Origin of the sequence: Acidovorax delafieldii 2AN (assembly GCF_000175235.1) — a bacterium.
Classification (GTDB): Bacteria; Pseudomonadota; Gammaproteobacteria; order Burkholderiales; family Burkholderiaceae_C; genus Acidovorax; species Acidovorax delafieldii_B.
Map to the genome: position 1 here is coordinate 83,224 of NZ_ACQT01000002.1, position 24,183 is coordinate 107,406.

At 64.0% G+C, this 24,183-nt stretch carries 23 protein-coding genes, 1 pseudogene and 1 riboswitch; of the genes and pseudogenes, 17 read left to right on the plus strand and 7 right to left on the minus strand.

Translation table 11 applies throughout. The features are described 5' to 3' along the window. Positions 1-3: 3 nt before the first annotated feature. Positions 4-208, plus strand: a riboswitch (cobalamin riboswitch). A gap of 156 nt (positions 209-364) precedes the next feature. Then, complete coding sequence (locus tag ACDELDRAFT_RS00905) at positions 365-1,147, plus strand: acyl-CoA thioesterase (RefSeq protein ID WP_232504679.1); 783 nt, start codon at positions 365-367, stop codon at positions 1,145-1,147. Then, positions 1,128-1,625, plus strand: a complete 498-nt coding sequence (locus ACDELDRAFT_RS00910) for a GNAT family N-acetyltransferase (RefSeq protein WP_005792833.1) — start codon at positions 1,128-1,130, stop codon at positions 1,623-1,625. Before ACDELDRAFT_RS00905 ends, ACDELDRAFT_RS00910 begins: the two co-directional genes overlap by 20 nt. 145 nt (positions 1,626-1,770) lie before the next feature. On the opposite strand, the gene ACDELDRAFT_RS00915 is transcribed toward ACDELDRAFT_RS00910, so the two are convergent. Together ACDELDRAFT_RS00915 and ACDELDRAFT_RS00920 are read right to left on the minus strand one after the other, a co-directional pair. Further along, entirely contained in the window at positions 1,771-2,400 is a 630-nt protein-coding gene (locus ACDELDRAFT_RS00915) for a hypothetical protein (protein WP_005792834.1), read from the minus strand. A 19-nt stretch (positions 2,401-2,419) separates the two neighbouring features. After that, positions 2,420-2,782, minus strand: a complete 363-nt coding sequence (locus tag ACDELDRAFT_RS00920; protein ID WP_040327626.1) for a hypothetical protein — start codon at positions 2,780-2,782, stop codon at positions 2,420-2,422. Between the two features lie 689 nt (positions 2,783-3,471). Here ACDELDRAFT_RS00920 and ACDELDRAFT_RS00925 point away from each other — a divergent pair. The 12 genes from ACDELDRAFT_RS00925 (at position 3,472) to metC (ending at position 15,962) form a co-directional block, all read left to right on the plus strand. Further along, positions 3,472-5,064 (plus strand): rhodanese-like domain-containing protein, encoded by a 1,593-nt coding sequence (locus ACDELDRAFT_RS00925; protein WP_005792836.1) that lies wholly within the window; start codon positions 3,472-3,474, stop codon positions 5,062-5,064. 124 nt (positions 5,065-5,188) lie between these two features. Next, the gene (locus tag ACDELDRAFT_RS00930; RefSeq protein ID WP_005792837.1) at positions 5,189-6,025 is read left to right on the plus strand and encodes a transporter substrate-binding domain-containing protein; all 837 of its coding nucleotides are present in this window, start codon (positions 5,189-5,191) and stop codon (positions 6,023-6,025) included. 90 nt (positions 6,026-6,115) lie between these two features. Beyond that, positions 6,116-7,015, plus strand: a complete 900-nt coding sequence (locus tag ACDELDRAFT_RS00935; RefSeq protein ID WP_005792838.1) for a transporter substrate-binding domain-containing protein — start codon at positions 6,116-6,118, stop codon at positions 7,013-7,015. Next, positions 7,012-7,848: a transporter substrate-binding domain-containing protein gene (locus ACDELDRAFT_RS00940; RefSeq protein WP_005792839.1), complete on the plus strand. Its 837-nt coding sequence runs from the start codon at positions 7,012-7,014 to the stop codon at positions 7,846-7,848. The genes ACDELDRAFT_RS00935 and ACDELDRAFT_RS00940 overlap by 4 nt, the downstream gene beginning before the upstream one ends. Next, on the plus strand, positions 7,845-8,975 hold the full coding sequence (locus ACDELDRAFT_RS00945) for an Ldh family oxidoreductase (RefSeq protein WP_005792840.1): 1,131 nt from the start codon (positions 7,845-7,847) through the stop codon (positions 8,973-8,975). Before ACDELDRAFT_RS00940 ends, ACDELDRAFT_RS00945 begins: the two co-directional genes overlap by 4 nt. Beyond that, positions 8,972-10,426 (plus strand): FAD-binding oxidoreductase, encoded by a 1,455-nt coding sequence (locus ACDELDRAFT_RS00950; RefSeq protein ID WP_005792841.1) that lies wholly within the window; start codon positions 8,972-8,974, stop codon positions 10,424-10,426. Before ACDELDRAFT_RS00945 ends, ACDELDRAFT_RS00950 begins: the two co-directional genes overlap by 4 nt. Further along, positions 10,423-11,685, plus strand: coding sequence for an aminotransferase class I/II-fold pyridoxal phosphate-dependent enzyme (locus ACDELDRAFT_RS00955; protein ID WP_005792842.1), 1,263 nt, complete (start codon positions 10,423-10,425; stop codon positions 11,683-11,685). The genes ACDELDRAFT_RS00950 and ACDELDRAFT_RS00955 overlap by 4 nt, the downstream gene beginning before the upstream one ends. Continuing rightward, the gene (locus tag ACDELDRAFT_RS00960) at positions 11,682-12,434 is read left to right on the plus strand and encodes an amino acid ABC transporter permease (RefSeq protein ID WP_005792843.1); all 753 of its coding nucleotides are present in this window, start codon (positions 11,682-11,684) and stop codon (positions 12,432-12,434) included. The genes ACDELDRAFT_RS00955 and ACDELDRAFT_RS00960 overlap by 4 nt, the downstream gene beginning before the upstream one ends. Then, positions 12,424-13,245, plus strand: a complete 822-nt coding sequence (locus ACDELDRAFT_RS00965) for an amino acid ABC transporter permease (RefSeq protein ID WP_005792844.1) — start codon at positions 12,424-12,426, stop codon at positions 13,243-13,245. Before ACDELDRAFT_RS00960 ends, ACDELDRAFT_RS00965 begins: the two co-directional genes overlap by 11 nt. Further along, positions 13,232-14,092 carry an amino acid ABC transporter ATP-binding protein gene (locus ACDELDRAFT_RS00970; RefSeq protein WP_005792845.1) on the plus strand — a complete coding sequence of 287 codons (861 nt, stop codon included), beginning with the start codon at positions 13,232-13,234 and terminating at the stop codon, positions 14,090-14,092. Before ACDELDRAFT_RS00965 ends, ACDELDRAFT_RS00970 begins: the two co-directional genes overlap by 14 nt. Before the next feature lie 23 nt (positions 14,093-14,115). Next, entirely contained in the window at positions 14,116-14,748 is a 633-nt protein-coding gene (locus ACDELDRAFT_RS00975) for a cysteine dioxygenase family protein (RefSeq protein ID WP_005792846.1), read from the plus strand. Then, positions 14,745-15,962, plus strand: coding sequence for a cystathionine beta-lyase (gene metC / locus ACDELDRAFT_RS00980; RefSeq protein WP_005792847.1), 1,218 nt, complete (start codon positions 14,745-14,747; stop codon positions 15,960-15,962). Before ACDELDRAFT_RS00975 ends, metC begins: the two co-directional genes overlap by 4 nt. A 128-nt stretch (positions 15,963-16,090) precedes the next feature. On the opposite strand, the gene ACDELDRAFT_RS00985 is transcribed toward metC, so the two are convergent. After that, positions 16,091-18,310, minus strand: a complete 2,220-nt coding sequence (locus tag ACDELDRAFT_RS00985; RefSeq protein WP_005792848.1) for a rhodanese-like domain-containing protein — start codon at positions 18,308-18,310, stop codon at positions 16,091-16,093. A 192-nt stretch (positions 18,311-18,502) separates the two neighbouring features. On the opposite strand from ACDELDRAFT_RS00985, the gene ACDELDRAFT_RS00990 reads away from it, so the two are divergent. After that, positions 18,503-19,507, plus strand: a complete 1,005-nt coding sequence (locus ACDELDRAFT_RS00990; RefSeq protein WP_005792849.1) for a tripartite tricarboxylate transporter substrate binding protein — start codon at positions 18,503-18,505, stop codon at positions 19,505-19,507. A gap of 930 nt (positions 19,508-20,437) precedes the next feature. On the opposite strand, the gene ACDELDRAFT_RS25505 is transcribed toward ACDELDRAFT_RS00990, so the two are convergent. From ACDELDRAFT_RS25505 to ACDELDRAFT_RS25940, 4 genes are all read right to left on the minus strand, one after another. Beyond that, positions 20,438-20,671: an alpha/beta fold hydrolase gene (locus ACDELDRAFT_RS25505; RefSeq protein ID WP_005792851.1), complete on the minus strand. Its 234-nt coding sequence runs from the start codon at positions 20,669-20,671 to the stop codon at positions 20,438-20,440. 27 nt (positions 20,672-20,698) lie between these two features. Further along, entirely contained in the window at positions 20,699-21,235 is a 537-nt protein-coding gene (locus tag ACDELDRAFT_RS25510) for an alpha/beta fold hydrolase (protein ID WP_005792852.1), read from the minus strand. Then, on the minus strand, positions 21,184-21,477 hold the full coding sequence (locus ACDELDRAFT_RS24505; protein ID WP_005792853.1) for a hypothetical protein: 294 nt from the start codon (positions 21,475-21,477) through the stop codon (positions 21,184-21,186). Before ACDELDRAFT_RS24505 ends, ACDELDRAFT_RS25510 begins: the two co-directional genes overlap by 52 nt. A gap of 553 nt (positions 21,478-22,030) precedes the next feature. Then, positions 22,031-22,162: a hypothetical protein gene (locus tag ACDELDRAFT_RS25940; protein ID WP_269763803.1), complete on the minus strand. Its 132-nt coding sequence runs from the start codon at positions 22,160-22,162 to the stop codon at positions 22,031-22,033. A 532-nt stretch (positions 22,163-22,694) separates the two neighbouring features. Here ACDELDRAFT_RS25940 and ACDELDRAFT_RS01010 point away from each other — a divergent pair. Together ACDELDRAFT_RS01010 and ACDELDRAFT_RS23820 are read left to right on the plus strand one after the other, a co-directional pair. Then, positions 22,695-23,414, plus strand: a complete 720-nt coding sequence (locus ACDELDRAFT_RS01010; protein ID WP_005792856.1) for a Crp/Fnr family transcriptional regulator — start codon at positions 22,695-22,697, stop codon at positions 23,412-23,414. A 72-nt stretch (positions 23,415-23,486) separates the two neighbouring features. Next, positions 23,487-24,058, plus strand: a pseudogene (locus ACDELDRAFT_RS23820) (transposase); the annotation flags it as partial. Positions 24,059-24,183 lie beyond the last annotated feature (125 nt).

Below are 24,183 nucleotides of genomic sequence, written 5' to 3' on the forward strand. Positions count from 1 at the left end.
GCTATACTGACTCTGCCTCGCGGTTTCCTGCCCAACAGCAGGAATGAAAAGGGAACGACAGAGGGATGGACGCTCCATCCAAGCTGTGGCTGCCCCCGCAACTGTGATCGGTGAGTCCGCTGCCTGACAACCACTGGCTTGGTGCCGGGAAGGCCGCAGCGGACGACGACCCGAGAGCCAGGAGACCTGCCACGGGGCGATGTGATTGTGCATGGGGCGGGGTGTCCTCGAGCAAGATCGGTGGTACTTCGTCCTGCCTTCGTCTTCCGCGCGCCTGCGCCTTCGGGTCAGCGCGTGTGGCCGTGCCCGCATGCGTTGCGCCTGGTTTTGCCGTGCTCCCGCCTTCTTTACCGGAGGAAGCACCTTGTCTGTACTCGTTGAACCCGAAACGTCCGCCCCCGCGGACTCTCAGCTCCTTTCCATGATCGTGGTCGACATGGTCTGGCCTGATCAATCCAACCACCACGGCACCCTGTTCGGTGGTGCAGCCCTGTCCATGCTAGACCGCATGGCCTTCATCGTGGGCAGCAAGGTGCTGCGTGGTTCCGTCGTCACGGCCGCGGTGGGCAGGTTGGACTTTGCCGCGCCAGCGCCTGCAGGCCACTTGGTGGAATGCCGCGCTCAGGTACTGCACCGGGGCCGCCGTTCCGTCACCGTGGACACACGTCTGATCGCCGAGGACCTGCTCAGCGGTACGCGTACCCAATGCCTCTCGGGGGAATTCGTGATGGTGCGCCAGGCCGATGAGGCGCCCGCCGATGCGGCCGAGGCGGTGCAGGCCAAGCATGAAGCCTGCGCCGAAAACGCGACCATGGCCTGCGCCACCGTAGCCGAGATCGTTTTCCCTGGCCATGTGAACCACCGTGACGTGCTGCACGGTGGCCCGGCTATGGCCTGGATGGCCAAGGCCGGCTTTGTGGCCGCCACGCGCCAGGTGCGCTGCCCCGTGGTGATGGCGGGCACCGAGCAGCTGGACTTCGTCGCATCGGCTCGCGTGGGGGATGTCGTTGAGGTGACGGCCAACGTGATCGGCACAGGCCGGCGCTCGATCCGTGTGCAGGTGGATATGTGGGCAGAATCATCGAGCAGTGGCGAACGCCGGCTCTGCGCCTCGGCTCCGCTGACCTATGTGGCCATCGAGCCTTGATATCTCGCCCTTGCTGCCAGTGCACCGCAGTGCACTGGGCCTGCACCTGCTGGCCCTGCCGGCAGAGCACCGGTATGCCCGCTTCGGCGCCACGCTGAATGACGAGGCCGTGCTGCGCTGGGTGGCACGCCTGGCCTGGGAGCAGCAGCGCTGCTGGGGCGCATGGCTTCCGGGCGACCTGGGTCTTGTCGGCGTGCTACAACTCGCCCACACGCGCCGGTCGGGCAGTTGGGAACTTGCCCTCACAGTGGCCGCTGCCCTGCACGGCCGAGGCGTGGGCACCACCTTGCTGGCTACAGCCTTGGGGCAAATGCCCGACGTACGGCAACTGGTCTGCCAGCACGGGCACGCGGCTATCTTCGCCATGGCGAAGCGGTTAGGCTTTGGTGTGCACCGGCAGGGGCGGCAGCTGTGGCTGGAGGCAGTAGCGAGGAGCGGCCCGGCACCAGCAACTTCCAGACAGGCTGGTATTGGCTGATTCAATTATTCCGGATAATGAAAGTCGCAAACCCCACCCTAGCATCCCTAGCATTCATGCGGGTTCCTGGGCTCTCAACTTTTAAGAGGTGCCAACTAAAGTCGTAAACACCCCAAGTTGCCTGGCTCGGCTGAATCACTGGCCTTCAAACCAGCCGATAACGACCCTTCTGCCCCTCACGAATCGCCCCCGCCGCTATCACCCGCCGTATTGCCAGGCCCACGGATCCCAAAGGAATCCCGGCACCTTGAGCGATAGATGCTTGGGTGAAGGTCTTCCAACCACGACGGTCCAGGACTTGCCGAAGATGCGCCAGGACCTTTTCATCGTTGGCGCTCAGGCGCTGAGGCTGGCTTGCAGGCTCAGTGCCCACCTTGGTAGCCGCCCTCTTCTTCGGTGATTGTTTTTTCAGCGCAGGTTTTACGACAACGTCTTCCGCACCCTCATTGCCAGTCGCATTCGGGTGGGCACGGGTGCGGGAGTGGCGATCAGAGAGTGCGACCAGTACCGGTGTCTCGGGGGCTGTGAGCTCCATGGCGGCCCCGTACAGGGCTTTGAGCTGCTCTTCCATTGCTTGCAACTCATGTGCCATGCGCGCAATGGTGCGTAGCTGTCCATAGGCACGATCGGCATCGTTGCTGAAGGGCTCGCTGGCCACGATGCCCACCACGCGGCTGGCGTTGTGCTGCACTTCCTGGGCGAAGGCCTGTCGGGCTGCATACAGGCTTTCGCCTGCCTGTTGGAGAGATAGCAAGGTCGTTGGTGCAATAGGCATGATAGCTCCAGATGGCGCATCACCACTCATGCGATGGCGTGACGCGCATTCGAAAGATCCAAGTGTATGGGAGCACCGCCACCCGTATCGCCTCACCGCCGCTGAGCGCACAGGCCGGCGTGCTGGCATCCAGGTGCTGCAGACCCTGCTGTGCAAGCGCATGTCCAAGCTGCTGCTCAATGTCCCGTCGGGCACCGACCACATCGAAATCCGCCTGTGCGGAACTGCCTGCCGCGATGCGCTTCAGCGCATCGCGTACGCCCTGCACACCCGCCAATTCAGCAACTGTGGCGTCCGGCCGCAGGCTGACCTGTTGGGCGAGGTAATGCACCGTGCCTGTTCGCATGCAGCGCCCACAGGTGGGCTTGTAGTTGGCCGGCAAGAATGCGCGCCAGAACGGTCTTGCCGCTACTGTTGCGCCCGACCAAGCCGGTGTGCCGCTGGTCAAAGGTTTCATTGAGATCGGAGAAAAGCGGTTCGCCGTTCGGCAGGACGTAGGACACGCACTCCAAGGAGAGATAAAAAGTCGCCATACATGGTCCAAAGATGCAAAGGGCTCCCTCGCGTCATGGGGGCAGAAGAGATTTGCCATCGTGAAGACGGCCGCATCAGTGGCGCGTGGGACTCAATCCTCCGAGAAATGTGTGGAACGCTCGATTCTCAAAATGTCTGCCCCTGGGCACAACCACAGACTGCAATGGTTCGGGACTGTGATTTCCACCCAGAACTGACCCACTGGGGGGCGGGTATTTGAAGTGCTCGAAGGCCGCCTGCCGGCGTCTCGGATGAAACAAGCTCCGCGGCGAATCTGTACCCAGTCTTGAGTTGCTCTTTCAGCGCCTGCAACTCGTGCGTCTATCCGGCACTTATCCACAAAATAAACAACCAGTTTACGCACAGGGGTTGGTCAGATCGAGACAGGAGTCGTGGGTTAGGTTTGCGTGGAAGGCAACTCAAGACGCAAAAAACAAGAATGCATAGTTGAAAAAGTTCGATCGCCCAGCTGCTTGCACGCATGGGCAAGGCCTAAGGTGGCGCACTCACTGGAAATACCTGCGACCGATCACCGCCATGCCCGAACTTTCCCACTCCCGCTCTGTATCCGCTACCACCGTCCGTGCGTGGCTTAACGATGGCTTCGAAATCGCACTGCTGGATGTGCGCGAAGCAGGCCAGTTCGGCGAAGGCCATCCTTTTTTTGCCATTCCGGCAGCCTATAGCAGGTTGGAGTTTGACGTGCCCCTGCTAGTACCCATCCATGAGACACGTACCGTGCTGGTCGATGCAGGCGATGGAGTGGCCGAACGCGCCGCAGCGCGCTTGGCGCATCTGGGCTACACCCAGGTGCATGTCTTGCAAGGCGGAGCCCCGGCGTGGACGGCGGCTGGTTACGTGCTATTCAAAGGGGTGAATTTGCCCTCCAAGACGTTTGGCGAGTTGGTGGAGCATGCGTTTGAAACGCCTCACCTGTCCGCGCAGGAATTGCAGCGCCGTCAACTGGCAGGTGAGCCCTTGGTGCTGCTGGATGGGCGCACCTTCGCCGAGCACCAAAAAATGACCATTCCCGGCGCGACCTCCGTTCCCAACGGGGAACTGGCCTTGCGCTGGCATGCACTGGCGCCGGACCCGCAAACCCCCATCGTCATCCACTGCGCCGGGCGAACGCGCAGCATCATTGGTGCACAGATCCTGCGCAGCCTGGGAGTGCCGAACCCTGTAATTGCCCTGGAGAATGGCACCCAGGGCTGGGCACTGGCGGGAATGGCACTGGACCACGGCAGCACGCGCCGCGATGCCACCCCTGTCCACGCCCGCCCGCAAGACCAGGCCGCCGCAGCTCGTGTTGCCGCAGAAGCAGGGGTACCCCTGCTCAGCAGCGCGCAAGCCCAGGCCTGGATTGACGACCGCACCCGCACCACCTACGTACTGGATGTGCGCAGCGCCGGGGAATTTGCCACGGCCACCCTGGCTGGCGCCCGCCACGCTCCCGGCGGCCAACTGCTGCAGGCCACCGACCAGACGATTGGGGTGCGCCATAGCCGCGTGCTCCTGCTGGACAACGAGGCAGTGCGTGCACCCGTGGTGGCCGCATGGCTCTGGCGGCTCGGCTACGAGACAGCGACAGTGGAAGGTGGTGTCCACGCCCCGCTGGACCTGCGCAAGAACGACAACCCAAAGGTCCTTATCCCCGATGCCCCCCCCATCACACACACAGACCTGAAAGCCTGGACCACCCAGCATCAGCCCCTGCTGGTGGACATACAGCCCTCGCAGTCGTACCGCAAGCAGCACGCAGCAGGAGCGATCTGGTCGGTGCGTCCGCGCGTTGCCGCGGACGTGCAGGCAAACGCCGGCCCCGGCCAGCCCGTCCTCGTATTGGCACCCGACGCCACCACGGCAGCACTGGCCCTTCAGGAACTGGATGCTGGCACCGCACAGTGGGCGCTGGCCGCAGACTGGCTCGCCGCAGGCCTGCCCGTAGAAGCGACGCCGAATCTGCCAGACGACGCATCCGCCATTGACTACCTGTTCTTCGTGCACGACCGACACGACGGCAACCTGGATGCCGCCCGTCGTTACCTGGAATGGGAAACCGGGCTGATTGCACAGTGCCAGCCGGACGAACTGGCCGCGTTCCGGCTGCCTGCTTGCGCAACCAACTGACGCTGGCTGAGGCTTCACGCGCAAACCGCATATCGATCCTCGAAAACATTGGTTGTTGCAGATCGAGGGGCAGGCCGAAGATTCAGCTTCTTTCTGATTTTTTTGTCTGATTCCAGCTCTTTTTATGCGCACCAAAATCTCTGCTTTCGAACGCACCCTTGCAGCCGGTGCCCTGCTTGCCCTGGCCACAGGGTGGGCCCACGCCGACGCCACCCTCGACAAGATCAAGCAGCGCGGCAAAGTCACGATCGGGGTGCTGGTCAACGGCGGCCCGTTTGGCTCGATCGACCCGGCCAATCAACAGCTGGTGGGCTGGAACCCTGAGCTGGCACGCGCCGTGGCCAAGGGGCTGGGCGCGGAAGCGGAACTGGTGCAGGTGCAAACCGCCACACGCGTGCAATTCCTGCAGGCAGGCAAGGTGGATCTGCTCATCGCGTCGATGGAACTCAATCCCGACCGCGCCGAGACCCTGGGCTATGCCCCCACACCGTTTTACCGGGTGGGCGGCACTGCAGCCGTGCGCAAGGACAGCGGTATCTCCAAGTGGGATGACCTGCGCGGCAAGCCCGTCTGCATCTCGCAAGGCAGCAGCTTTGCCAAGCCGCTGGCCAATGACTACGGCGCGCAGGTCCAGGGCTTCAAGAGCTCCTCGGATTCGCTGCTGGCCCTGAAGGGCGGCACCTGCGTGGCGGCCGTGCACGACAGCACGCTGATCCACCCACTGCTGCGCAGCAACCCGGAGTGGAGCCAGTACAGCGCCCCCATCGCCACCGAAATCCTGCCTGCGCCATCCGTGGTCTGGACCCGTAAGGGCGAGGCCGACACCATCGCCGCCGTGGACAAAGTGGTGCAGGACTGGCACCGCACGGGCTGGCTGATTGCGACCGAGAAGCGCGTGGGCATTGAGCCGCCAAACCCACTGCTACCTGAACTGCAAGCCAAGTTCAAGGCAGCGCGCTAACCCGGCCAGAGCGCTCCCACCCCAGCCCCCGGCCCATCCATCAGCCTCCTCTTGCGGGGCTGACTGGACGCTTTCCGAACGGATTTCAGAATGACACGACTCCTCGCCCCCCTCACCGCTGCGCTGGCCCTGGTCTTGAGCGCCTCCAGCGCCCATGCCGACGCCACGCTCGACAAGATCAGGCAACGCGGCAAGCTCTCCGTCGGCATCGACGGCGCCAGCCCTCCTTTTGGCAAGCTGGACCCCGCCACCGGCAAGACGGGGGGTTACCAGACCGAACTGGCCGCAGACATCGCCAAGCGCCTGGGCGTGCAACTGGAGACCGTGCCTGTCACGGCCAACACCCGCGTGCAGTTCCTGCAAAGCGGCAAGGTGGACTTGCTGATCGCCAACATCCAATGGACACGGGAGCGCAGCGAAATTCTGTCCTTCGCGCCCACCCCCTATGACCTGATCGGCGGCGCAGCCCTGGTGGCAAAAGCCAGTGGCATCACCAGATGGGAAGACCTGCGCGGCAAGGTGGCCTGCGTTTCGCAGGGCAGCAACTACGCCAAACCACTGGCCGAGGCCCATGGTGCTGTCGTCAAAGGACTGCGCGGCATCCCGGAGTCACTGCTGGCGCTCAAGGGCGGCACCTGCGCTGCCTCCGTTCATATCCAGCCTGCACTGTACGAGACGCTGAATGGCCCGAATGGCGGTGAATGGAAAGACTTCGCCTTGGTGGGATCGCGCGACCAGTTGATCCCATCGCCTACGGTGGTATGGACGCGCCGTGGCGAAGCCGACACTCAGGCTTTTGTAGACAAAGCCATCCAGGATTGGCACCGCTCCGGTCTGCTTTTGAAGCTGGCACGCGAAAACGGCGTACCAGACACCTGGATCGCCGAACGCCATCAGCGTGCACTCAAGGGCCAGTTTGATCGCGCGCCCTTCGACTTCGCCGTGTACACCGAAGCCCAGGCCGCATCCGCAGAGGCCAAGAAGCCATGACCACCCCCACCGCGCTTCGTCGCGTTGGCGCCGGCCTGGGATTGCTGTGCGCCATCACGGCCCCTGCCGCACATGCCGATGCCACGCTCGACAAGATCAAGCAGCGCGGCAAGCTGGTGGTCGGCGTGATCCTCTCCGGCCCGCCTTTCGGCACCATCGACCCCGCCACGCAGAGGCACGTTGGCTACAACGTGCTGCTGGCCGAGGGCGTGGCCAAAGGCCTGGGGGTAACGGTAGAAACCGTGCAGGTGCAGCCCTCCAACCGCGTGCAATTCCTGCAGCAAGGCAAGGTGGACATCCTCGTCGCCAACATGCAGTGGACGCAGGAGCGCAGCGAGATCCTGAGCTTCGTTCCCACCCCTTTTGAGGAAGTGGGCGGAGCCGCCATTGCCAAAAAGGGCACCGGCATCAAGGCCTGGGATGACCTGCGTGGCGAGCCCGTGTGCGTATCCCAGGGCAGCAACTTCACCAAGCCGCTGGCAGACCAGCACGGTGCACACATCAAGGCGTTCCGGGGCCAGCCGGAGTCACTGCTGGCACTGCGCGGCGGCAACTGCACCGCAGCCGTGCATGTGAGCCCGACATTGCGCGAGTTGGTCGTAGAAAACCCGGACTGGAAAGACTACGAGATCGTATCTCCCAGCGATCTGATTCCTTCCCCCTCAGTCATCTGGCTGCGCAAGGGCGAGAACGATACCCAGGCCGCCATCGACCGCGTGGTGCAGGACTGGCACCGCACCGGGTGGCTCATCCAGGTGGAAAAAACCCACGGGATGAACCCCACGCCGCTGCTGTACCAATTGCACGAGAAGTTCAAGAAGGCACCCGTATGAGCGCCGTGGAATCCCGATTCACTGCCGAGAGCCTGCGGGCCCAGACGGCCGCCATCCTGCAAGCCTGGGGTATGCCGGAAACTACAGCCCATACCACGGCCGCGCTGATGGTGGAAACCGACCTTCTGGGCGTGGAATCGCATGGCATCTCCATGTTGGCGCAGTACGAGGCCATGCGTGACGGCGGGCGCCTGCATCTGGCGGCAAGCCCCCGCGTACTGCGCGACGGCCCGGCCACCGCACTGCTGGATGGCGATGCCGGCCTGGGGCATGCCGTGTCCGCCCAGGCCATGCAGCTGGCAGTAGACAAGGCCCGTGCCCTTGGCATCGCACTGGTGGGCGTTCGCAACTCGCACCACTTCGGCGCGGCGGGCGTGTATGCCCGCATTGCGCAGCGACAAGGCCTGATCGGCCTGGTCACCAGCTCGGCCCAAGGCATTCTGCTGGTACCCACGCGGGCGGCCGAGCCGGTGCTGGGAACCAACCCTATCGCCTTTGCCGCTCCGGTGTCCCAGGGTTCACACAACAACGCCTTCGTCCTCGACATGGCCACCACCACCGCTGCCGCCAACCGGGTGAAAGTCAAGGCACTGCGCAGTGAGCCCGTGCCTTCAGGCTGGGTGGTTGATGGGCAAAGCCAGCCGGTCACCGAGCCCGAGGCTGCCCGCGCCCAAGTGTTCGATCAGCCAGATGGAGGGCTCACTCCCCTGGGTGGCAGCAGCGATGGCGGCAGTCACAAGGGCTATGGCCTGGCGCTGCTGGCGCAGGTGCTGGGCGGCACGCTGAACGGCGGGGCCTTTGCCCCGCTGTATCGTCAAAGCCACGGCCCCGGCGATCCTGCCAATGTGGGCCACAGCTTCATCGCCATTGATCCCCGTTTCTTCGGAGAGCCGGGAGCCTTTGAGCACGAGCTGGACGCGATTCTGGACGTGCTGCACGCCACCCGCCCCGCCAATCCAGCCGAACCCGTGCTGGTGCGGGGCGATCCGGAGGCTGCGCAACACGCCGAGCGTGCGCGCCTGGGCATTCCGCTGCCCGCCCCTCTGCTGCGCCAGATCCGGGACATCACGGCACGCGCGGGCGTCGCCGACCTGCTGCAACCTGCCCATGAGGGAGCCCCTGCATGAGTGCCAGCCTGCTGAACCGACTGCGGGACACCGTGGGCGCCAGCCATGTGCTGACCGACACCGACGCCGAGGCCTACCTGACCGACCAGCACCGCCGCATCACCGGTCGCGCATTGGCGGTAGTGCGCCCCGCCAGCACCGAACAGGTGGCACAAGTCGTGCGCCTGTGCGTGAAGCACCGAACCCCTATCGTTCCGCAGGGGGGCAACACGGGCTTGATGGGCGCTGCAACACCGGACGGCAGTGGCCGCGCCATCGTGCTGTCGCTCACACGGCTGCAACGCATCCGTGCCATCGATACCGACAACGACACGCTCACGGTGGAGGCTGGCGCGGTACTGGCCAAAGTACAGCAGGCGGCGCGAGAAGCCGGCAGGCTGTTCCCGTTGAGCCTGGGGTCAGAAGGCAGCTGCACCATTGGAGGAAATCTCTCGACCAACGCTGGCGGCACGCAGGTTCTGCGCTACGGCAACACGCGCGAGCTGGCGCTGGGCCTGGAGGTGGTCACCGCAGAAGGTGAAATATGGCATGGACTGCGCGGCCTGCGCAAAGACAACACCGGCTATGCACTGCGCGACCTGTACGTGGGCAGCGAAGGAACGCTGGGCATCATCACCGCCGCCACACTCAAGCTCTACCCACTGCCCCAGGCCCAGCACACCGCCTTGCTGGCCTTTGGCTGCATCCGTGACGCCGTGGCCTTTCTGAGCGCAGCACGCGCTGGCTTTGGCGCCAGCCTCACGGCCTTCGAGCTGATGTCGGGCACAGCCCTGGGCCTGATTGCCCGGCACGCCCCCGAGTACCCCATTCCACTGGCGCTGAATGCGCCGTGGTACGCACTGATTGAACTCTCGGACGCCGAGGGCGAAGCCCATGCGCGCGAGCGGTTCGAAGCCGTAGTCGGACAGGCTTTCGAGGATGGCCTGGTGCAGGACGCGGCCATTGCCGAGAGCCTGCAGCAAAGCCAGGCCCTGTGGCGCCTGCGGGACGAGGCCTTGGGCGAAGCACAAAAGCGCGATGGCAGCAATGTCAAGCACGATGTATCGGTCCCCATCTCTCGCATTCCTGATTTTCTGGTCGCCACTGCCGCAGCGCTGCAGGCACGCTTTCCTGGCGTGCGGCCCGTTGCCTTCGGCCACCTGGGCGACGGCAACCTGCACTACAACGTGTCCCCCCCCCTGGATGGCAGACCCGCCGACACCTTCGCCGTTGAAGATGCAATCCATGAGGTGGTGCACGACAGCGTGCACGCCCATGGCGGCTCCATCAGTGCCGAGCACGGCATTGGCCAAACCAAGCGCGACGTACTGCCCCGCTACAAGAGCGCCGTCGAGCTGAACCTGATGCACCGGCTGAAAGCCGCGTTCGACCCGCTGGGCCTGCTCAACCCCGGCAAGGTGCTGGCACAACCTGCCTCCCATCCGCACACAGAAGAAAGCCCCGCACCATGACCACCCCATTTCCCCTCTCGCAACGCGTGCAGCGCGTCAAGCTCTCGCCCAACGCGGCCGCCAGCGCGCGGGCGGCTGCCTTGGCCGCCCAGGGGCGCGATGTGATCAGCCTCACCACCGGAGAGCCCGACTTTGACACGCCCGAGCCCATCAAGCAGGCGGCAATCGCTGCCTTGAAGCGAGGCGAGACCAAGTACACACCCACGCAAGGCACTGCGGCATTGCGCACAGCAATCAGCGCCAAGTACGCCCGCGAGCATGCGCTGGACTACTCGCTCAGCCAGCTCGTCGTGAGCAACGGCGGCAAGCAGGTGATCTACAACGCACTGGCCGCCACGCTGAATGCGGGTGATGAAGTCATCATTCCCGCCCCCTACTGGCCCTCATTCCCGGACATGGTGCTGGTGAACGACGGCACGCCCGTGATCGTGCCTTGCGATATCACGGTGGGCTTCAAGCTGACCCCGCAGGCACTGGAGGCCGCCATCACCCCACGCACCCGCTGGCTGGTGCTGAACACGCCGGGCAATCCTTCTGCAGCGGTGTATGACGCCGCTGAGCTGGCGGCACTGGCCGCCGTGCTGCGCCGATACCCCCATGTGCTGGTGCTGCTCGATGAGCTGTACGAGCACATCTGGTTCACACCCGCAGCCCCTACCCACTGGCTGCATGTGGCACCCGACCTGAAAGAACGCACATTGCTGGTCAACGGTGCTTCCAAAACCTATGCCATGACCGGCTGGCGCATCGGCTGGGGCGCTGGTCCCGCAGCGCTGGTGCAAGCCATGGTGGTGATCCAGTCGCAGGCATCGTCCGGCCCCAATTCGATTGCGCAGGCGGCCGTCACGGCGGCGCTGGAATCACCGGACCAATCCTTCGTGGACGAAGCACGCATTGCCTATGCGCGCCGCGCACGGCTGGTCGAGCAGGCAATCCGTTCCGTGCCGGGCCTGTCCATGCTGCCTCCGGGTGGTTCGTTCTTCGCCTTCATTCACTGCGGCGCACTGATCGGCCAGCTACGGCCAGATGGCCGGGTGATCCACTCCGACGCCGACCTGACCGAGTGGCTGCTGGAAGCTGAAGGGGTGGCAGCCGTGGATGGTGCGTCCTATGGCCTTTCTCCCTACTTTCGTATCTCTACGGCAGCCAGCGACGCCGCTCTGCAAGACGCCACCACCCGCATTGCCCGCGCCGTGGCAGCCTTGCGTCGACCACCCAAAGCCTGCGTACCAGCGGAACAAGCCGAGGCTGCAGGATGAGCGATGCCACCCTTATTGCCCAGAGCGTGGAAGCCCTCAAAGGCATTGGACTGAACTACGCCTTCGTGCTTGATGCCGGAGAGCGCCAAGCCTTCGTTCGCGGCCTGGGCGTCACCGTGCAACTGGCACTGCTCACCATACCCGGCAGCCTCCTGGCAGGCGTGGCGCTGGCCTCGCTCCTGACATCCGGTCGTGCGTGGCTGGCCCGCCCGGCGCGTGCGTTGGTCGAAGTGACGCGCAACACCCCCACGCTGGTGCAGCTGTATTGCGCTTTTCTCGTGCTCAACATGCTCATCACTCAGCAGCTGCGCGATTGGGGCGCGGGCAACAACCCGCTCACTCCCTTTGTGTGGGTGGTGGTGGTGGTATCGCTGCACAAGGGCGTTTTCCATGCAGAAGCTTTGCGCGCAGGCATCGAGGCGGTGCCCGCCACCACGCTGGAGGCCGCTCGCTCGCTCGGCTTTTCGCAGCGCCAGTTGCTGACCCGCGTGCAGTTGCCTCTGGCCGTGCGCTTTGCCTTGCCATCGTTGGTGAACAACCTGGTGGATCTGGTGAAGATGACCGCCGTGGCATCTGCCATCGCGGTGGGCGACGTGACGTACGAGTCCATCATGATCTGGTCGCAACGCGACAACGTGCTGGAGCTGCTGCTGCTGATCCTGCTCTGGTTCGGCCTGCTGACCTGGCTCGTAAGCCTGGCAGGCCGCTGGCTGGAACACCATTTGAGGATGCCCGGCTATGGCCAATGACGCTGTCTTGAACCCACGGCCGGCCGCCGTCCGACCATCAGGGCCGCCCTGGCATACGTTGCGCAGCCCCTGGCTGGTTGCGGCTCTGGCGCTATTGGCCCTGGGGCTGGTGTGGAGCGCCACTGGCACCACACCCCGCGCCTTCACGTATTTGTGGAACTGGCTGCCTGCGCTGCTGCGTGGCTTGGGTGTCAACATCCAGATCAGTGTGCTGGCGGTGGCACTTGGGACTGCCGTGGGCCTGGTCGTGGGCGCGCTCTCCCTCTCGCCGGTGCATGCCGTGCGCGTGGTGGTCCGCAGCTACGTACAGGTCTTCCGCAACGCGCCGATCCTGGTGCTCATTTATTTCACCACCTACGTGTTTCCGTTCGAGGTGCACCTGGTGTCCTGGACCTTCCCCTTTCCAGACTGGGTGAAGGTGGTCCTGGGCCTGGCACTGCCCACCAGTGCCAACGTGGCGGAGATTTTCCGCGGCGCGATTCAATCGATTCCCAGTGCGCAATGGGAGGCCGCGCAGTCGCTGGCCTTCCGTCGCAGCCAGATCTTCCGCCTGGTGGTGCTGCCGCAATGCGTGCGCCGCATGTTGCCGCCGTGGATGAACCTGTACGCCAGCATCACCATGAGCACATCCCTGGCATCGCTGGTGGGCGTGCACGACGTGGTGGACACCGCCCAGATCGCCAGCAACACGGTGGCACGAACGGATTTCACCATCCTCGTCTACTTCACGCTGCTAGCGCTCTTCTTCGCCTACTGCTACCCCATTGCCCGCGCCACCCGCGCCCTGGAAAAACGCCATGAACGCCACTGACGCCTTCCTCTCCACCCTCGTCACAGCCCCGGCCTCCAACGCTGCTCTGGTGAATCTCAAAAACGTACACCTTTCCTTCGGAAGCAACGAAGTACTCAAGGGCATCGACGTGCAGGTGCGCAGGGGCGAGGCCGTGTCCATCATCGGTCCCTCGGGCTCGGGCAAGTCCACCATCCTGCGCTGCATCACAGGCCTGCTGCGGCCGCAACGTGGAGAGATCCTGGTGGGGGCCACCCGGGTCGATACGCTCAGAACCGAGGCGGAACTGATCGCCCTGCGCAAGCGCGTGGGATTCGTGTTCCAACAGTACAACCTGTTCCCCCATCTCACGGTGCTGGAAAACCTGGTCCTCGCCCCCACCCGCGTGGTGGGCCGCGACCGGACCGCTGCCCTGCGAGAGGCTCGCGAACTGCTGAAGAAGGTACGGCTGGCACACAAGGAAAGTGCCTACCCCGGTGAGCTGTCTGGCGGCCAGCAGCAGCGTGTGGCCATTGCCCGCGCCCTGGCCATGCAGCCTGAACTGATCCTTTTTGACGAAGTGACTTCCGCCCTCGACCCGGAAACCGTGGGCGAAGTGCTCACGGTGATCCGCGATCTGGTGAAGGACGGCATGACCTGCGTGCTCGTCACCCACGAGATGCGTTTTGCGGAAGAAGTGAGCGATCAGGTCTATTTCACCGAGGCGGGACGCATCGTTGAACACGGCCCGGCCCGCCAGATTTTTGGCAACCCGAGCAGCGAACGCACCCGTGAATTCCTGCAGCGTTCCCTGGGCGAGGGCACCCGTCCGCGCAACATGCAGCCCACGCCGCCCCTCCCCTTCAACCAACTGCGCTTCGCCCTTTGAATCGCTCACCCCTGGAGATTCCCATGACCACCTCTTCCACTTCTGCCTCCATTTCACTGGTACGCCGCCAGGCCGTTGATGCGACCCTGGCCGATGTGCGGCGCCTCACCGCACAGGGCGTGCCGGATCGCGCCACGCTGTCTGCCATCACAGCCCGCCTGGAGCAACTGGCCGCACAGAAGGCACTCTTCAGCCGTGCCGACTTCCCCCCACCCGCCGAAACGCGAGGCGTGGGCGCCTCCACCCGCTATCGGCTCAACCCCGATGACGGGGACGGCGGCCTGGCCCTCTACCTGAACTCGATCAACCCCGGCAAGACAACCGCCCCGCACAACCACACAACCTGGGCCGTGATCGTGGCCGTAGAGGGCCAGGAAGTGAACCACATCTACGAACGCACGGACGACCGCAGCAACCCCCACCACGCGCACATCCACCTGGCGCGTGAGTTCACGGTGCAACCCGGCGCACCCATTGCCTTCCTGCCTGACGACATCCACAGCATTGCGGTGGTGGGTACCGAACCCACCCTCCACTTCCACCTCTATGGCCAGCCACTGGAGACGCTGACCGGCCGTGTCGCCATCGACCCGGACACCGGCGAAGTGAAAAACTACAACGCGGCCTACTTCCGCCCCAGCGAGGCCGTGGCATGACCGCCCCCCACGCCACCTTGGGCGCGGCCACGCGGCTGCTGCATGCCGGAGCCCCTGCGCTGCGCGACGGATCAGGCCCTGTGAACGTGCCCGTCGTGCGCACCAGCACCGTGCGTTTTGAAAGCACTGCGGCTTACACCGATCACCACCACCGCCGCATGGCTGGCGAGCGCGTCGCGTCGTATGGCCGCCATGGGCTCGATACCCACCGCGCTCTGGAGGACGCCATCACGGCGCTGGAAGGCGGCCACCGCGCCTTCCTGGCGCCCTCGGGCTTGGCGGCCATCAGCCTGGTGCTGGTTGCTCTGCTTTCGCCAGGCGACCACGCATTGGTCGCCGACAGCGTGTACTCCCCCGTGCGCCGCGTGGACGCCACACTGCTGCAGCGCCTGGGCATCACACTGGAGTACTTTTCGCCCTCGCAGGACGACTTGTCGGCCAAGATCCGCCACAACACCCGGCTGGTCTATGTGGAGTCCCCCAGCTCTCTGCTGTACGAAGTGCTTGATCTGCCCGCCATCGCGGCCGTGGCGCACGCACACGGCATTCCCGTGGCGACCGACAACACCTGGAGCGGGGGCTGGTTCTACCAGCCTTTGAAGCTGGGTGCCAACATCTCCATCCAGGCGGCCACCAAATACATTGCCGGGCATTCGGATGTGATGCAAGGCATCGTCGTCACCGATACCCCCGCCCTGACCGAGAAGATCTCCACCGCCTACGAGGCCCTGGGCCTCACCATCGGCGCCGATGACGCCTACCTGGCGCTGCGCGGTGTGCGTACCTTGCCTGTACGGCTGGCGCAGCACCAGCGCCATGCCACACAAGTGGCGGAATGGCTGCAGGGGCAATCGCAAGTTGGCCAGGTGTTCTACCCCGCCCTGCCGTCCGATCCGGGCCATGTGCTGTGGAAGCGGGATTTCAGCGGTGCAAGTGGCCTGGTGTCCTTCGCATTCGACGACGATGCCGATGCGCACACCGCGCACGGCTTTGTGGATGCGCTGCATCACTTCGGCATCGGGGCCTCGTGGGGCGGCTACGAAAGCCTGGCCCTGGTTGCCCAGCCGGAGCGCCTGCGCGAGCACAGCGCCTGGAAAGGAACCGCCCCCGTGGTGCGCCTGCACATTGGCCTGGAAGACCCAGCAGACCTGATCGCCGACCTGGAGCAGGCGTTCGCCAGAGTCGCGTCACGCCCCCGTCTTGCAGTGGCATGATCGACGCACCGAGGTCCACAAAACGCTATAAAAACAATAGCTTCTAGCGCTTTACAGATAAGCACGAGAAGCTATTTTCATTCATAACTGACCGGGATCCGGCAGCCATGGCAGCGTCGTGCAATGGGCTACGCCTGCACGGTGGGAAGCAGCCGAATTCCCGTATGCCCCTCTCGCTCCAGTTGCGCCACCAACCCCAGCTCCCAATCCAGATACTCCTGAAAACCGGCGTTGCGCAGCGCGACATCCCGATGGGCATAAGGGCTGTACCAGTGGTCGTCATCGCCGGTCAGCACTCCCTCGTCTCCCTGCTCCAATGGCAAGCCTGCAGCGGCCCAGCCAGCTGTGCCCCCCGCAATGGCGCGCACGTCCCGCCCCGTGTGCGCACCCAGCTCGGCCGCCACAGAGCGGGCCAGAACGCCATCCGGAGACGTGAGCAGCACGACGCGATCGGCTGGCAGATCTGCCACGTAGGCTGGCAAACGGTCAGGCACAGAGAATTGTGCGCCCGGAATATGGGCCTTCTCGTAATGCGCACGGCGGTCCACATCGAACACCACGGCACGGCCTTCGCGCAGCAATGCATCGGCCTGGGAGGGAGCCAGCTGCGCTGCCGGCGCAAACGACGCCAGCACCCGCACAGGTTCCGCCCCCGTCACCAGAGGAGCCAATGATGGTGGCGTGTACAAAAACACCTCCCAACCACCCAACTGCGCCAGCCAAGCCGCCGTGGTGAGCGCCCGTACGCCATCCCAGTCGGCCAGGACGATGCGCGCGCCCCGCGTGGCAGCGTATTCGTCGGTGGCCTGCACCAACTGGCCACCCGGTGCCCAGCGCCAGCCCGCCAAGTGCCCCGCCTCGTACTCACCCTGGGTGCGTACGTCAAAGGGATACAGCGTGCGCTCCGGGGCTTCGTTCTCCCACTGAGCCAATTCCGTGGTGTTCACGCGCCGCACACCGGCACGCTGGGCCACCTGTGCGGCACGCTCACGCGCAGCCACCAAAGCGGGGGCGGATGGCTCTGGCAACGGCGTCGTGCGCCCGTGGGCCAGGGTGCGCCCCGTGAGCAGCCAATCCATGGTGCCATTGCGCAAGGAGGCCACGCGGTTGGGAATCCCCGCGTCGATCAGTGTCTGCGCACCCACAATGCTGCGGGTGCGGCCTGCGCAGTTCACCACCACGAAGGTGTCCGGGTCCGGGGCAATTTCACCAATGCGGTACACCAGCTCGGCCCCCGGCAGGCTGTGCGCAAAAGGCAGGCTGAAGGCTGCAAATTCTTCCGGGGTGCGGCTGTCCACCACCACGATGTTCTCGCCCCGCTCCACCCGATCGTGCAGCTCTTGGGAGGTGATCCACGGCGTGTGCTTCTCGTGTTCAATCACTTCACCAAATGCCTTGCTGGGCACATTGGTGCCGCTGAAGATTTCGTGGCCGGAAGCCTCCCAGCCGTCAGTGCCGCCCACCAGCACAGAAACGTTGCGCCATCCCAAGCGCACCAGCTTGGCAGCGGCTTCATGCGCCAATGAACCATCGCCATCCACCAACACGATGCGGGTGCTTGGACGTGGCACAAGGCGGTCAATCAGCAATTCCAGGCGCCACAGCGGCGCTGAAGCCGCCAACAGGATATGGCGGTGCGCAAACACCCCGGTTTCGCGAACATCCAGTACGGCAATCTCCTCCCCGTCCTGCAACGCGGCTTTCAGTGCCCCGGGAGTGATGACGGGGTGCTGGATGGACTTGGGAGGCGCAAACGTGCGGTAGGTACCGCCAGCCTTGCTCTCGAACACCACACGTTTGGGCATGCGGTCCAGCCCCCGTCCATAGAAATGCAGGTGCAAGCCCGTGGCATCTCCCACCAGTTCAATCGTATGAACATCCGTGGGGGAAAGCACGACGGAAACCCCAGGCACCACGTCCACCGTCTTTTCGGCAGTGAGTGCGTCACGCGCCGTGTCCGCCGTGGTGTCACGGCGGTAGAAGACGTTGCGTTCCACTCCAGAAATACCGGCAATCATGGCCCAGGTGGTGTGGTCATGCGGAGGCTGTGCCTTGCCCGGCAGCCCTGCCGACACATAGAGCGCATACCGCCCGCCTGCGTCTTCACTGAGTCGGTATACCTGCGCCGGATTGTCAGCTGATACGGGAAAGTGATCCTCGGGAAACAACTCACGTTGCAACCCCAGCTGCTCCAGCGCCGCAGCCACGGCCTTCAGGGCATCGGGTGTCGCGGCTTCCGGATCCGGGACCAGACGGCGTGCGGTGGAAATGAAAACCGCTACGGCGGCTGTGCGACGGCTCGCGATATCGCTGCCGCTGAAATCAAGGGGAATATTGGTCTGGGTCATGGGATGGCTCTGTCAGAGAAACGGCTTCCACGTTAGGAGCCCCTGCCCAAGCTGGCTACGAATGAATTCAGCTATCCATATGCAGCAAGCGCCATTGCTCCCTGAACGCCTATGCATATCCGGAAAACTTCGTTCGCAAACAGGGCGGCACTCTCCAGACTGCAGGCATTACCGCTTCACGCCATCGCCGTCATGACCTTTACCCGCCACACTTTGCGACGCAGCGCCATCGCCGCACTTGCGTTGACCGCATTGACGTTCGCCACACGCCAGCACGCGGCACCCGATCCCGCCGCCCGATTCCCCACCAAACCCGTGCGCATCGTGGTTCCGGTTGCACCCGGCGGCAGCGCTGACAAGCTGACCCGGACCCTCGCTGAAAAACTGGCGGTGCTTTGGGGACAAAGCGTCGTTGTGGAAAACGTCGCAGGTGCCAGCGGGACCATTGGTGCCGCCAAAGTGGCAAAGGCGGCCCCCGATGGATATACCCTGCTGCAGCAGGGTGAAGGCATCACGCTCAACAGCATCCTGTTCCGAGACTTGCCCTATGACACGAACAAGAGCTTCACCCCCGTCATCAAGGCTGTGGTGAGCCCACAGATCCTGGTGGTGCATCCAGGCACCGGCATCAAGAGCCTGCACGACTACATTGCCCGCGCCAAGGCCCAACCCGAAAGCATCAGCCTGGGTCTGCCCGGTAATGGCGGCATTGCCCATGTGGCCCATGAAATCCTGTCGCAGGAGACGGGGGCCAAGGTGAACTACATACCTTACCCTGGCGGCGGACCTGCCACGGTTGATGTACTGGCCGGCCACACTAACGCGACCTTGATCACACTGGCGGCTGTCACGGAATATGTGCGCGCCGGGCGCCTGCGCGCTCTGGCGGTGACAACCAGCTACCGCTCCCCCGCCCTGCCTGATGTGCCCACAGTGGCCGAGGCGGGCAAGCTGCCGGGCTTTTCAGTGGAGAGCTGGCAGGGCTATTTCGCACCCGCTGGTACACCACCAGATATCGTGGCCAAAATCAACCGGGACATACAGGCCGTACTGAAAACGCCCGAGGTACGCGCACAGCTCGAAGCCCAAGGGTTCAAAGTAGCGGGAGGCTCACCCGCCGACCTGGCCACCAGCCTACAAAGCGAGCACCCACGCTACGCCCAAGCCATTAAGGCTGCTGGGCTGTCGCTACGGTGAGCCACAGAACTCCGCCAACCGGGAGCAGCGAAGCCTGTCAGACATCACAGCTCACTGAATTCAAGATTACTGTTTTGCAGTTCCAGCAACTTGACCGTGAACTCGTATGAGTGCCGGAGGCTTGTTATGGCGCGTTTGCATATTCACGACTTTCACTATGAATCGCCCCTGAATCCACCCGGCTCCAGTAGGCACCTTTGAGCCACACACAAGTGCGTCGCCGGCCGACGACTGGTGTTAGCCGTTGCAGTCATTCATGCAGCCCGCCGCGAACGACTGAGATCAGCCTGAAGCAGTCCACCCCACCGCCCATACACCGTCGTGATCAGGCACGAAAGCGCCTCAACTGAGGCACTTTCGCATTTCTTAATGTGGAATTTTCCCGACGAACTTTATTTGCGCCCGACAGACTTTATTTGTTGGAGTCAATGTGATCGTAAAAATAAACTCTGTAAAACGCTCGCACGGCTGCTTCCATTTCGAGAACCTGTAAAAAGTCGCGCGTCAGCCAAAGCTGGCTGAGAGTAAAAAATAAAAGCTGTAACGCTGCTCACAGCGACGGCATATTGTCGCATTGAGAGAGGGGTCAGAGCAGTTGGTGAAACAAGTAGAGCGCCTCCTTTTTGAGCTTGCCCCACACTCCGCGTCGGCGCCAGTACAGACGCTGCTGCGCATCCATTTCATGCAGCAGGGGTTCAAGCTCAGTGACCCAGCCATGAAAGAAATCAGTCTGAAGCGACCTTCGACGGTCCAAGTACGGCTTTGTAGCGGTTGCAGTCGATCAAGGCCATGCCGTGTATTTCCGGTCTTGGTCACATAGGGATCACTGAGGGGCTCCTGGCCCGTCGATTCCAACGACCGTTGTCGGCGGTGCTGCTGGACCTGGCCGGTGCCCACGGCGGCCGCAAGCCATGACAGCGGTGACGACGGTCACGTCCGCAGGAACGCCAGCAGCGCATCGTTGAACGCCTGCGCGTGCGACACGTTCAGAACGTGCAGCGCACCGTTACCTCTCACCAGCTTGCTGTGGTGCACGGCGTGGTGCGTGCGCAGGCCAAAGCCTTTGATGGGCACGATCGAATCCGCCTCGCCGTGGATCACCAGTGTGGGCACTGTCACCTTCTTGAGGTCTTCTCGGAAGTCGGTCGTGCCGAACGAGTCCATGCAAGCCAGCGCCGCATGCTGCGCTGACTAGTAGCACAGGGCGATCGCGTCGCTGCGCTGCGACTCGGTGACCTGCAGCGCGCCATCGGCCGAAAAGAAGTCCTTGGTGAAATGAGCGAAGAAGGCGTCGCGGTCCTGCTCGAGCGCTTTCTTGGTCTGCTGCGCCTTCTCGGGCGTGAGCGGGCTTTCGGGGTTGTCGGCCGTCTGCATCAGATACGGCGGCACGGCCGCAGCAAATACCACGCTGCGCAGGCGCGATTCACCGCACCGCGCGATGTAACGTGCCACTTCGCCCCCGCCCATCGAGAAGCCCACCAGCGTCACGTCCTGCAGTTCGCGTTGCTCCAAGACGCGCTGCAGATCATCGGCCAGCGCGTCGTAGCTGTAACCTGACTCCGGCTTATCGGAACGGCCGAAGCCCCTTCGGTCATAGGCCACCACCCGATAGCCGGCGGCTTGAAGCACCGACACCTGCGGCTCCCAGGCCTGGGCCGACAGCGGCCAGCCGTGGATCAGCACCAGCGGCCGGCCGCCGCCACCGCTGTCTTCGATGTACAGGCGCACTTTGTCCGCAGGCGCTGTTTCGGTGTTTCGGTGTGGCTCGAATCGTCCGGGTTGGCCGTGGCGCCAGCGGCAGCGCCACCCAGCACGCCAGCAACAGCACCGAGCGCGGCCCCGACCACCACCCAGACCGGCCCTGCCACCCCGACACCGATGGCGGCGCCCGTGACCATGCCAACGACCATGCCGCCGCTCGCCAGTACCGAGTTGACTTCGCGCTCAGCGTCTTGGGGTTCCAGCGACATCTATGCCGGAGGATCCGGGTCCTGCGACGGAATGCCATGGCCGGGGCGGGCCTGCTCGGCAAGGTCCTGGTCGGCGGGTGCGGGGTTGGCTGGCGCGGTGACCGATGGATTCATGGTGATCTCCTGAGTGCGTTGCCGATGGAACGGGCACGAGCCCCGCGCCATGAACTGATGCCCGACCTTACGCCCGAGAAAATGGTCCCGTCCGTTCGATAGCGGACGGACACAGCTCACTGGTTACTGGACTCAACGGTTTCGTCTGTTGCGCACCGGAGTACGCAGGTCGAACTCCCGCACCATCGCCGGCTCGATCGACCCCTGAGCCACGCACCTGCGTACAGCGGCGGCAATATCTTCGATGTGGGTGCGGTAGGTTTTCAGTGGATCCTCACCCTGGGCATCTGGGCGATAGCAGTGGTGCAGCCCCCCCCTGCGCGACGCTGGCGCCCACCAGGCACTCGCCCACGGACACCCAGAACCGCACCGACCCCGAGGCTTCATGGAAAAACGGGACGGGGTGCACAAAATCACCCATGCCGGTGCCCGCGCAGTATCACCATGACAGCCCCAGTCCGTCCGTGTGGCGCCGCAGATAGGCATAGGTCACCGCATCCTGGAGGCTGTCGCAATGGAACTCGCCCACCCCGTACACGCCTGCCTCATACGAAATGCCCAACAAGTCCATGCAGCTTCGCTCCCAATCGCAGGGTTCACCGCCCATGGCCCCGGTGCACACAGGCCCAGCGTGCGCCCCGTGCACGAGCGGCGGCAGAGAACGCCGGCCCAGAGCACCAACGAGGCGGTCGTAATGGAGACCGGTGTACTTGCTGCGGGCCTCGCCTGCCCACAGCAAGATCCCCTCGGTGAGACGGCGCCCCCTGCCCGGCGGCTCCGGCAGCGAAGGGCACTCTGCCAACGGCTGCGCCGTGGCGGGTGGATTCTGAATCTGACTGGAGTCAGGGGCGCACGCCTGCGGGCGACTGCCAGCTTGGCGGATAAAGAGGGTTTCCATGGTGAGATCTCCGAAATGGGGCCGTGTCACTGGAACGGACTCGTCCGTTGAACGTACGCGCAGGCCCCGATTCCGTCTGTGCGGCAGGCCACATTGCCCATGCATCGGGTATGGACTCCCCGGCACTCTTCTCTATACTGGGATGGTGATCGCAGTTGGCGGCAGTCACCCCGGCCGCGCGTCGGGCTCCACATGGGAGACTTGCATGGCATTGGTTTCCGACCCGCGCGCCAACCACCTGCTGGCGGCGCTTCCCGCCCTCGAATGGGAGCGCGTTCAGCCCCACCTGGAGCGGGTGGAAATGCCCCTGGCCAAGGCCCTGTACGAGTCCGGGGGCAAGCTCGGCCATATCTATTTCCCCACGACCGCCATCGTCTCCCTGCTCTATGTGACGGAAAACGGCGCCTCCACAGAGATTGCCTTGGTCGGCAACGAGGGCGTTGTGGGCATTGCCCTGTTCTTGGGCGGTGAATCCACCCCCAGCCGTGCGGTCGTGCAGAGCGCGGGCGAGGGCTACCGGCTCCAGGCGCCCCTGCTGACCCAAGAGTTCAACCGCACTGGGCCGTTGATGCATCTGCTGCTGCGCTACACCCAAGCCCTCATCACGCAGATTTCACAAACCGCCGTGTGCAACCGCTACCACTCGGTGGATCAGCAGCTGTGCCGCTGGCTGCTGCTCAGCCTCGACCGACTGGAGGGCAACGCGCTAGGGATGACGCAGGAGCTGATCGCCAACATGCTGGGCGTGCGCCGCGAAGGCGTGACCGACGCCGCGTGCAGCCTGCAAAGAGACGGCGTGATCCGCTACCAGCGCGGCCACATCACGGTGCTGGACCGCGCGGGACTCGAAAAACGCAGTTGCGAATGCTATGCCGTGGTCCGGGGCGAATACGAGCGACTGCTGCCAGGTCTGCAGGCCCACTGAAGGCAGGCTGAATCGCCCCGGCTGAACTAGAAACCTTCGAGCCTCAAACCTGAGGCACCAATAGGAGGTGCCATGACAAAGCAGGCATATCCCGAAGAATTCAAGATCGAAGCGGTCAAGCAGATCACGAAGCGAGGCCACCGGGTGGCCGATGTGTCCACCCGGATCGGCGTGAGCCAGCACAGCCTGTACAAGTGGATCAAGGCCTATGCGGTGCCCGCGCCAGAACGACAGATGCAGACGTCCCAGACCGAGGAGCTGCGGCGACTGAAGGCTGAACTCAAGCGCGTGACCGAGGAGCGCGACATCCTAGAAAAGGCCGCCGCGTACTTTGCTAGGCAGTCCGGGTGAGATAAGAATTCATCCAGCGCCATGCGCCGGAACACAGCGTGCGGCGCATGTGCAAGGTGATGCAGTTGCATCCCAGCGGCTACTACGCGTGGAAGGCAGCGCCGCAGAGTCCATGGGCCAAGGACGACCAGAGGCTGCTGGGCTTGGTCAAGCAGGCATAGCTGGAGAGCGGCGGTGCCTATGGCTACCGCTAGCTCACGCTGGACATGCGCGACCTGGGCGGGCGCTGCGGCAAGCATCGCGTGGCGCGGCTGATCGCCGGGGCCCCGGTTTCGCCCCGGTTGGGACGGGGTTGATTGATTTGGTGCATTGGGCTTGGGATGTTGAGATGGAATGGGGGTCATGGCACTCCCCGATGTAAGCAGACAAAGGCGTCTGCAATTCATATTGACCGGCCCAAGCCATTTACGATGCGTGG

What these genes read in the sequence shown, in the direction of transcription:
- ACDELDRAFT_RS25505 (WP_005792851.1), bottom strand. Translation starts at nt 20,671, where the DNA reads ATGGACTCGTTCGGCACGACCGACTTCCGAGAAGACCTCAAGAAGGTG.
- ACDELDRAFT_RS24505 (WP_005792853.1), bottom strand. Translation starts at nt 21,477, where the DNA reads ATGTCGCTGGAACCCCAAGACGCTGAGCGCGAAGTCAACTCGGTACTG.
- ACDELDRAFT_RS00975 (WP_005792846.1), top strand. Translation starts at nt 14,116, where the DNA reads ATGACCACCTCTTCCACTTCTGCCTCCATTTCACTGGTACGCCGCCAG.
- ACDELDRAFT_RS00940 (WP_005792839.1), top strand. Translation starts at nt 7,012, where the DNA reads ATGACCACCCCCACCGCGCTTCGTCGCGTTGGCGCCGGCCTGGGATTG.
- ACDELDRAFT_RS00910 (WP_005792833.1), top strand. Translation starts at nt 1,128, where the DNA reads ATGTGGCCATCGAGCCTTGATATCTCGCCCTTGCTGCCAGTGCACCGC.
- ACDELDRAFT_RS00925 (WP_005792836.1), top strand. Translation starts at nt 3,472, where the DNA reads ATGCCCGAACTTTCCCACTCCCGCTCTGTATCCGCTACCACCGTCCGT.
- ACDELDRAFT_RS00985 (WP_005792848.1), bottom strand. Translation starts at nt 18,310, where the DNA reads ATGACCCAGACCAATATTCCCCTTGATTTCAGCGGCAGCGATATCGCG.
- ACDELDRAFT_RS25940 (WP_269763803.1), bottom strand. Translation starts at nt 22,162, where the DNA reads ATGGACTTGTTGGGCATTTCGTATGAGGCAGGCGTGTACGGGGTGGGC.
- ACDELDRAFT_RS00990 (WP_005792849.1), top strand. Translation starts at nt 18,503, where the DNA reads ATGACCTTTACCCGCCACACTTTGCGACGCAGCGCCATCGCCGCACTT.
- ACDELDRAFT_RS00955 (WP_005792842.1), top strand. Translation starts at nt 10,423, where the DNA reads ATGACCACCCCATTTCCCCTCTCGCAACGCGTGCAGCGCGTCAAGCTC.
- ACDELDRAFT_RS00935 (WP_005792838.1), top strand. Translation starts at nt 6,116, where the DNA reads ATGACACGACTCCTCGCCCCCCTCACCGCTGCGCTGGCCCTGGTCTTG.
- ACDELDRAFT_RS00930 (WP_005792837.1), top strand. Translation starts at nt 5,189, where the DNA reads ATGCGCACCAAAATCTCTGCTTTCGAACGCACCCTTGCAGCCGGTGCC.
- ACDELDRAFT_RS00965 (WP_005792844.1), top strand. Translation starts at nt 12,424, where the DNA reads ATGGCCAATGACGCTGTCTTGAACCCACGGCCGGCCGCCGTCCGACCA.
- ACDELDRAFT_RS00945 (WP_005792840.1), top strand. Translation starts at nt 7,845, where the DNA reads ATGAGCGCCGTGGAATCCCGATTCACTGCCGAGAGCCTGCGGGCCCAG.
- ACDELDRAFT_RS01010 (WP_005792856.1), top strand. Translation starts at nt 22,695, where the DNA reads ATGGCATTGGTTTCCGACCCGCGCGCCAACCACCTGCTGGCGGCGCTT.
- ACDELDRAFT_RS00970 (WP_005792845.1), top strand. Translation starts at nt 13,232, where the DNA reads ATGAACGCCACTGACGCCTTCCTCTCCACCCTCGTCACAGCCCCGGCC.
- ACDELDRAFT_RS00960 (WP_005792843.1), top strand. Translation starts at nt 11,682, where the DNA reads ATGAGCGATGCCACCCTTATTGCCCAGAGCGTGGAAGCCCTCAAAGGC.
- ACDELDRAFT_RS00915 (WP_005792834.1), bottom strand. Translation starts at nt 2,400, where the DNA reads ATGCCTATTGCACCAACGACCTTGCTATCTCTCCAACAGGCAGGCGAA.
- metC (WP_005792847.1), top strand. Translation starts at nt 14,745, where the DNA reads ATGACCGCCCCCCACGCCACCTTGGGCGCGGCCACGCGGCTGCTGCAT.
- ACDELDRAFT_RS00950 (WP_005792841.1), top strand. Translation starts at nt 8,972, where the DNA reads ATGAGTGCCAGCCTGCTGAACCGACTGCGGGACACCGTGGGCGCCAGC.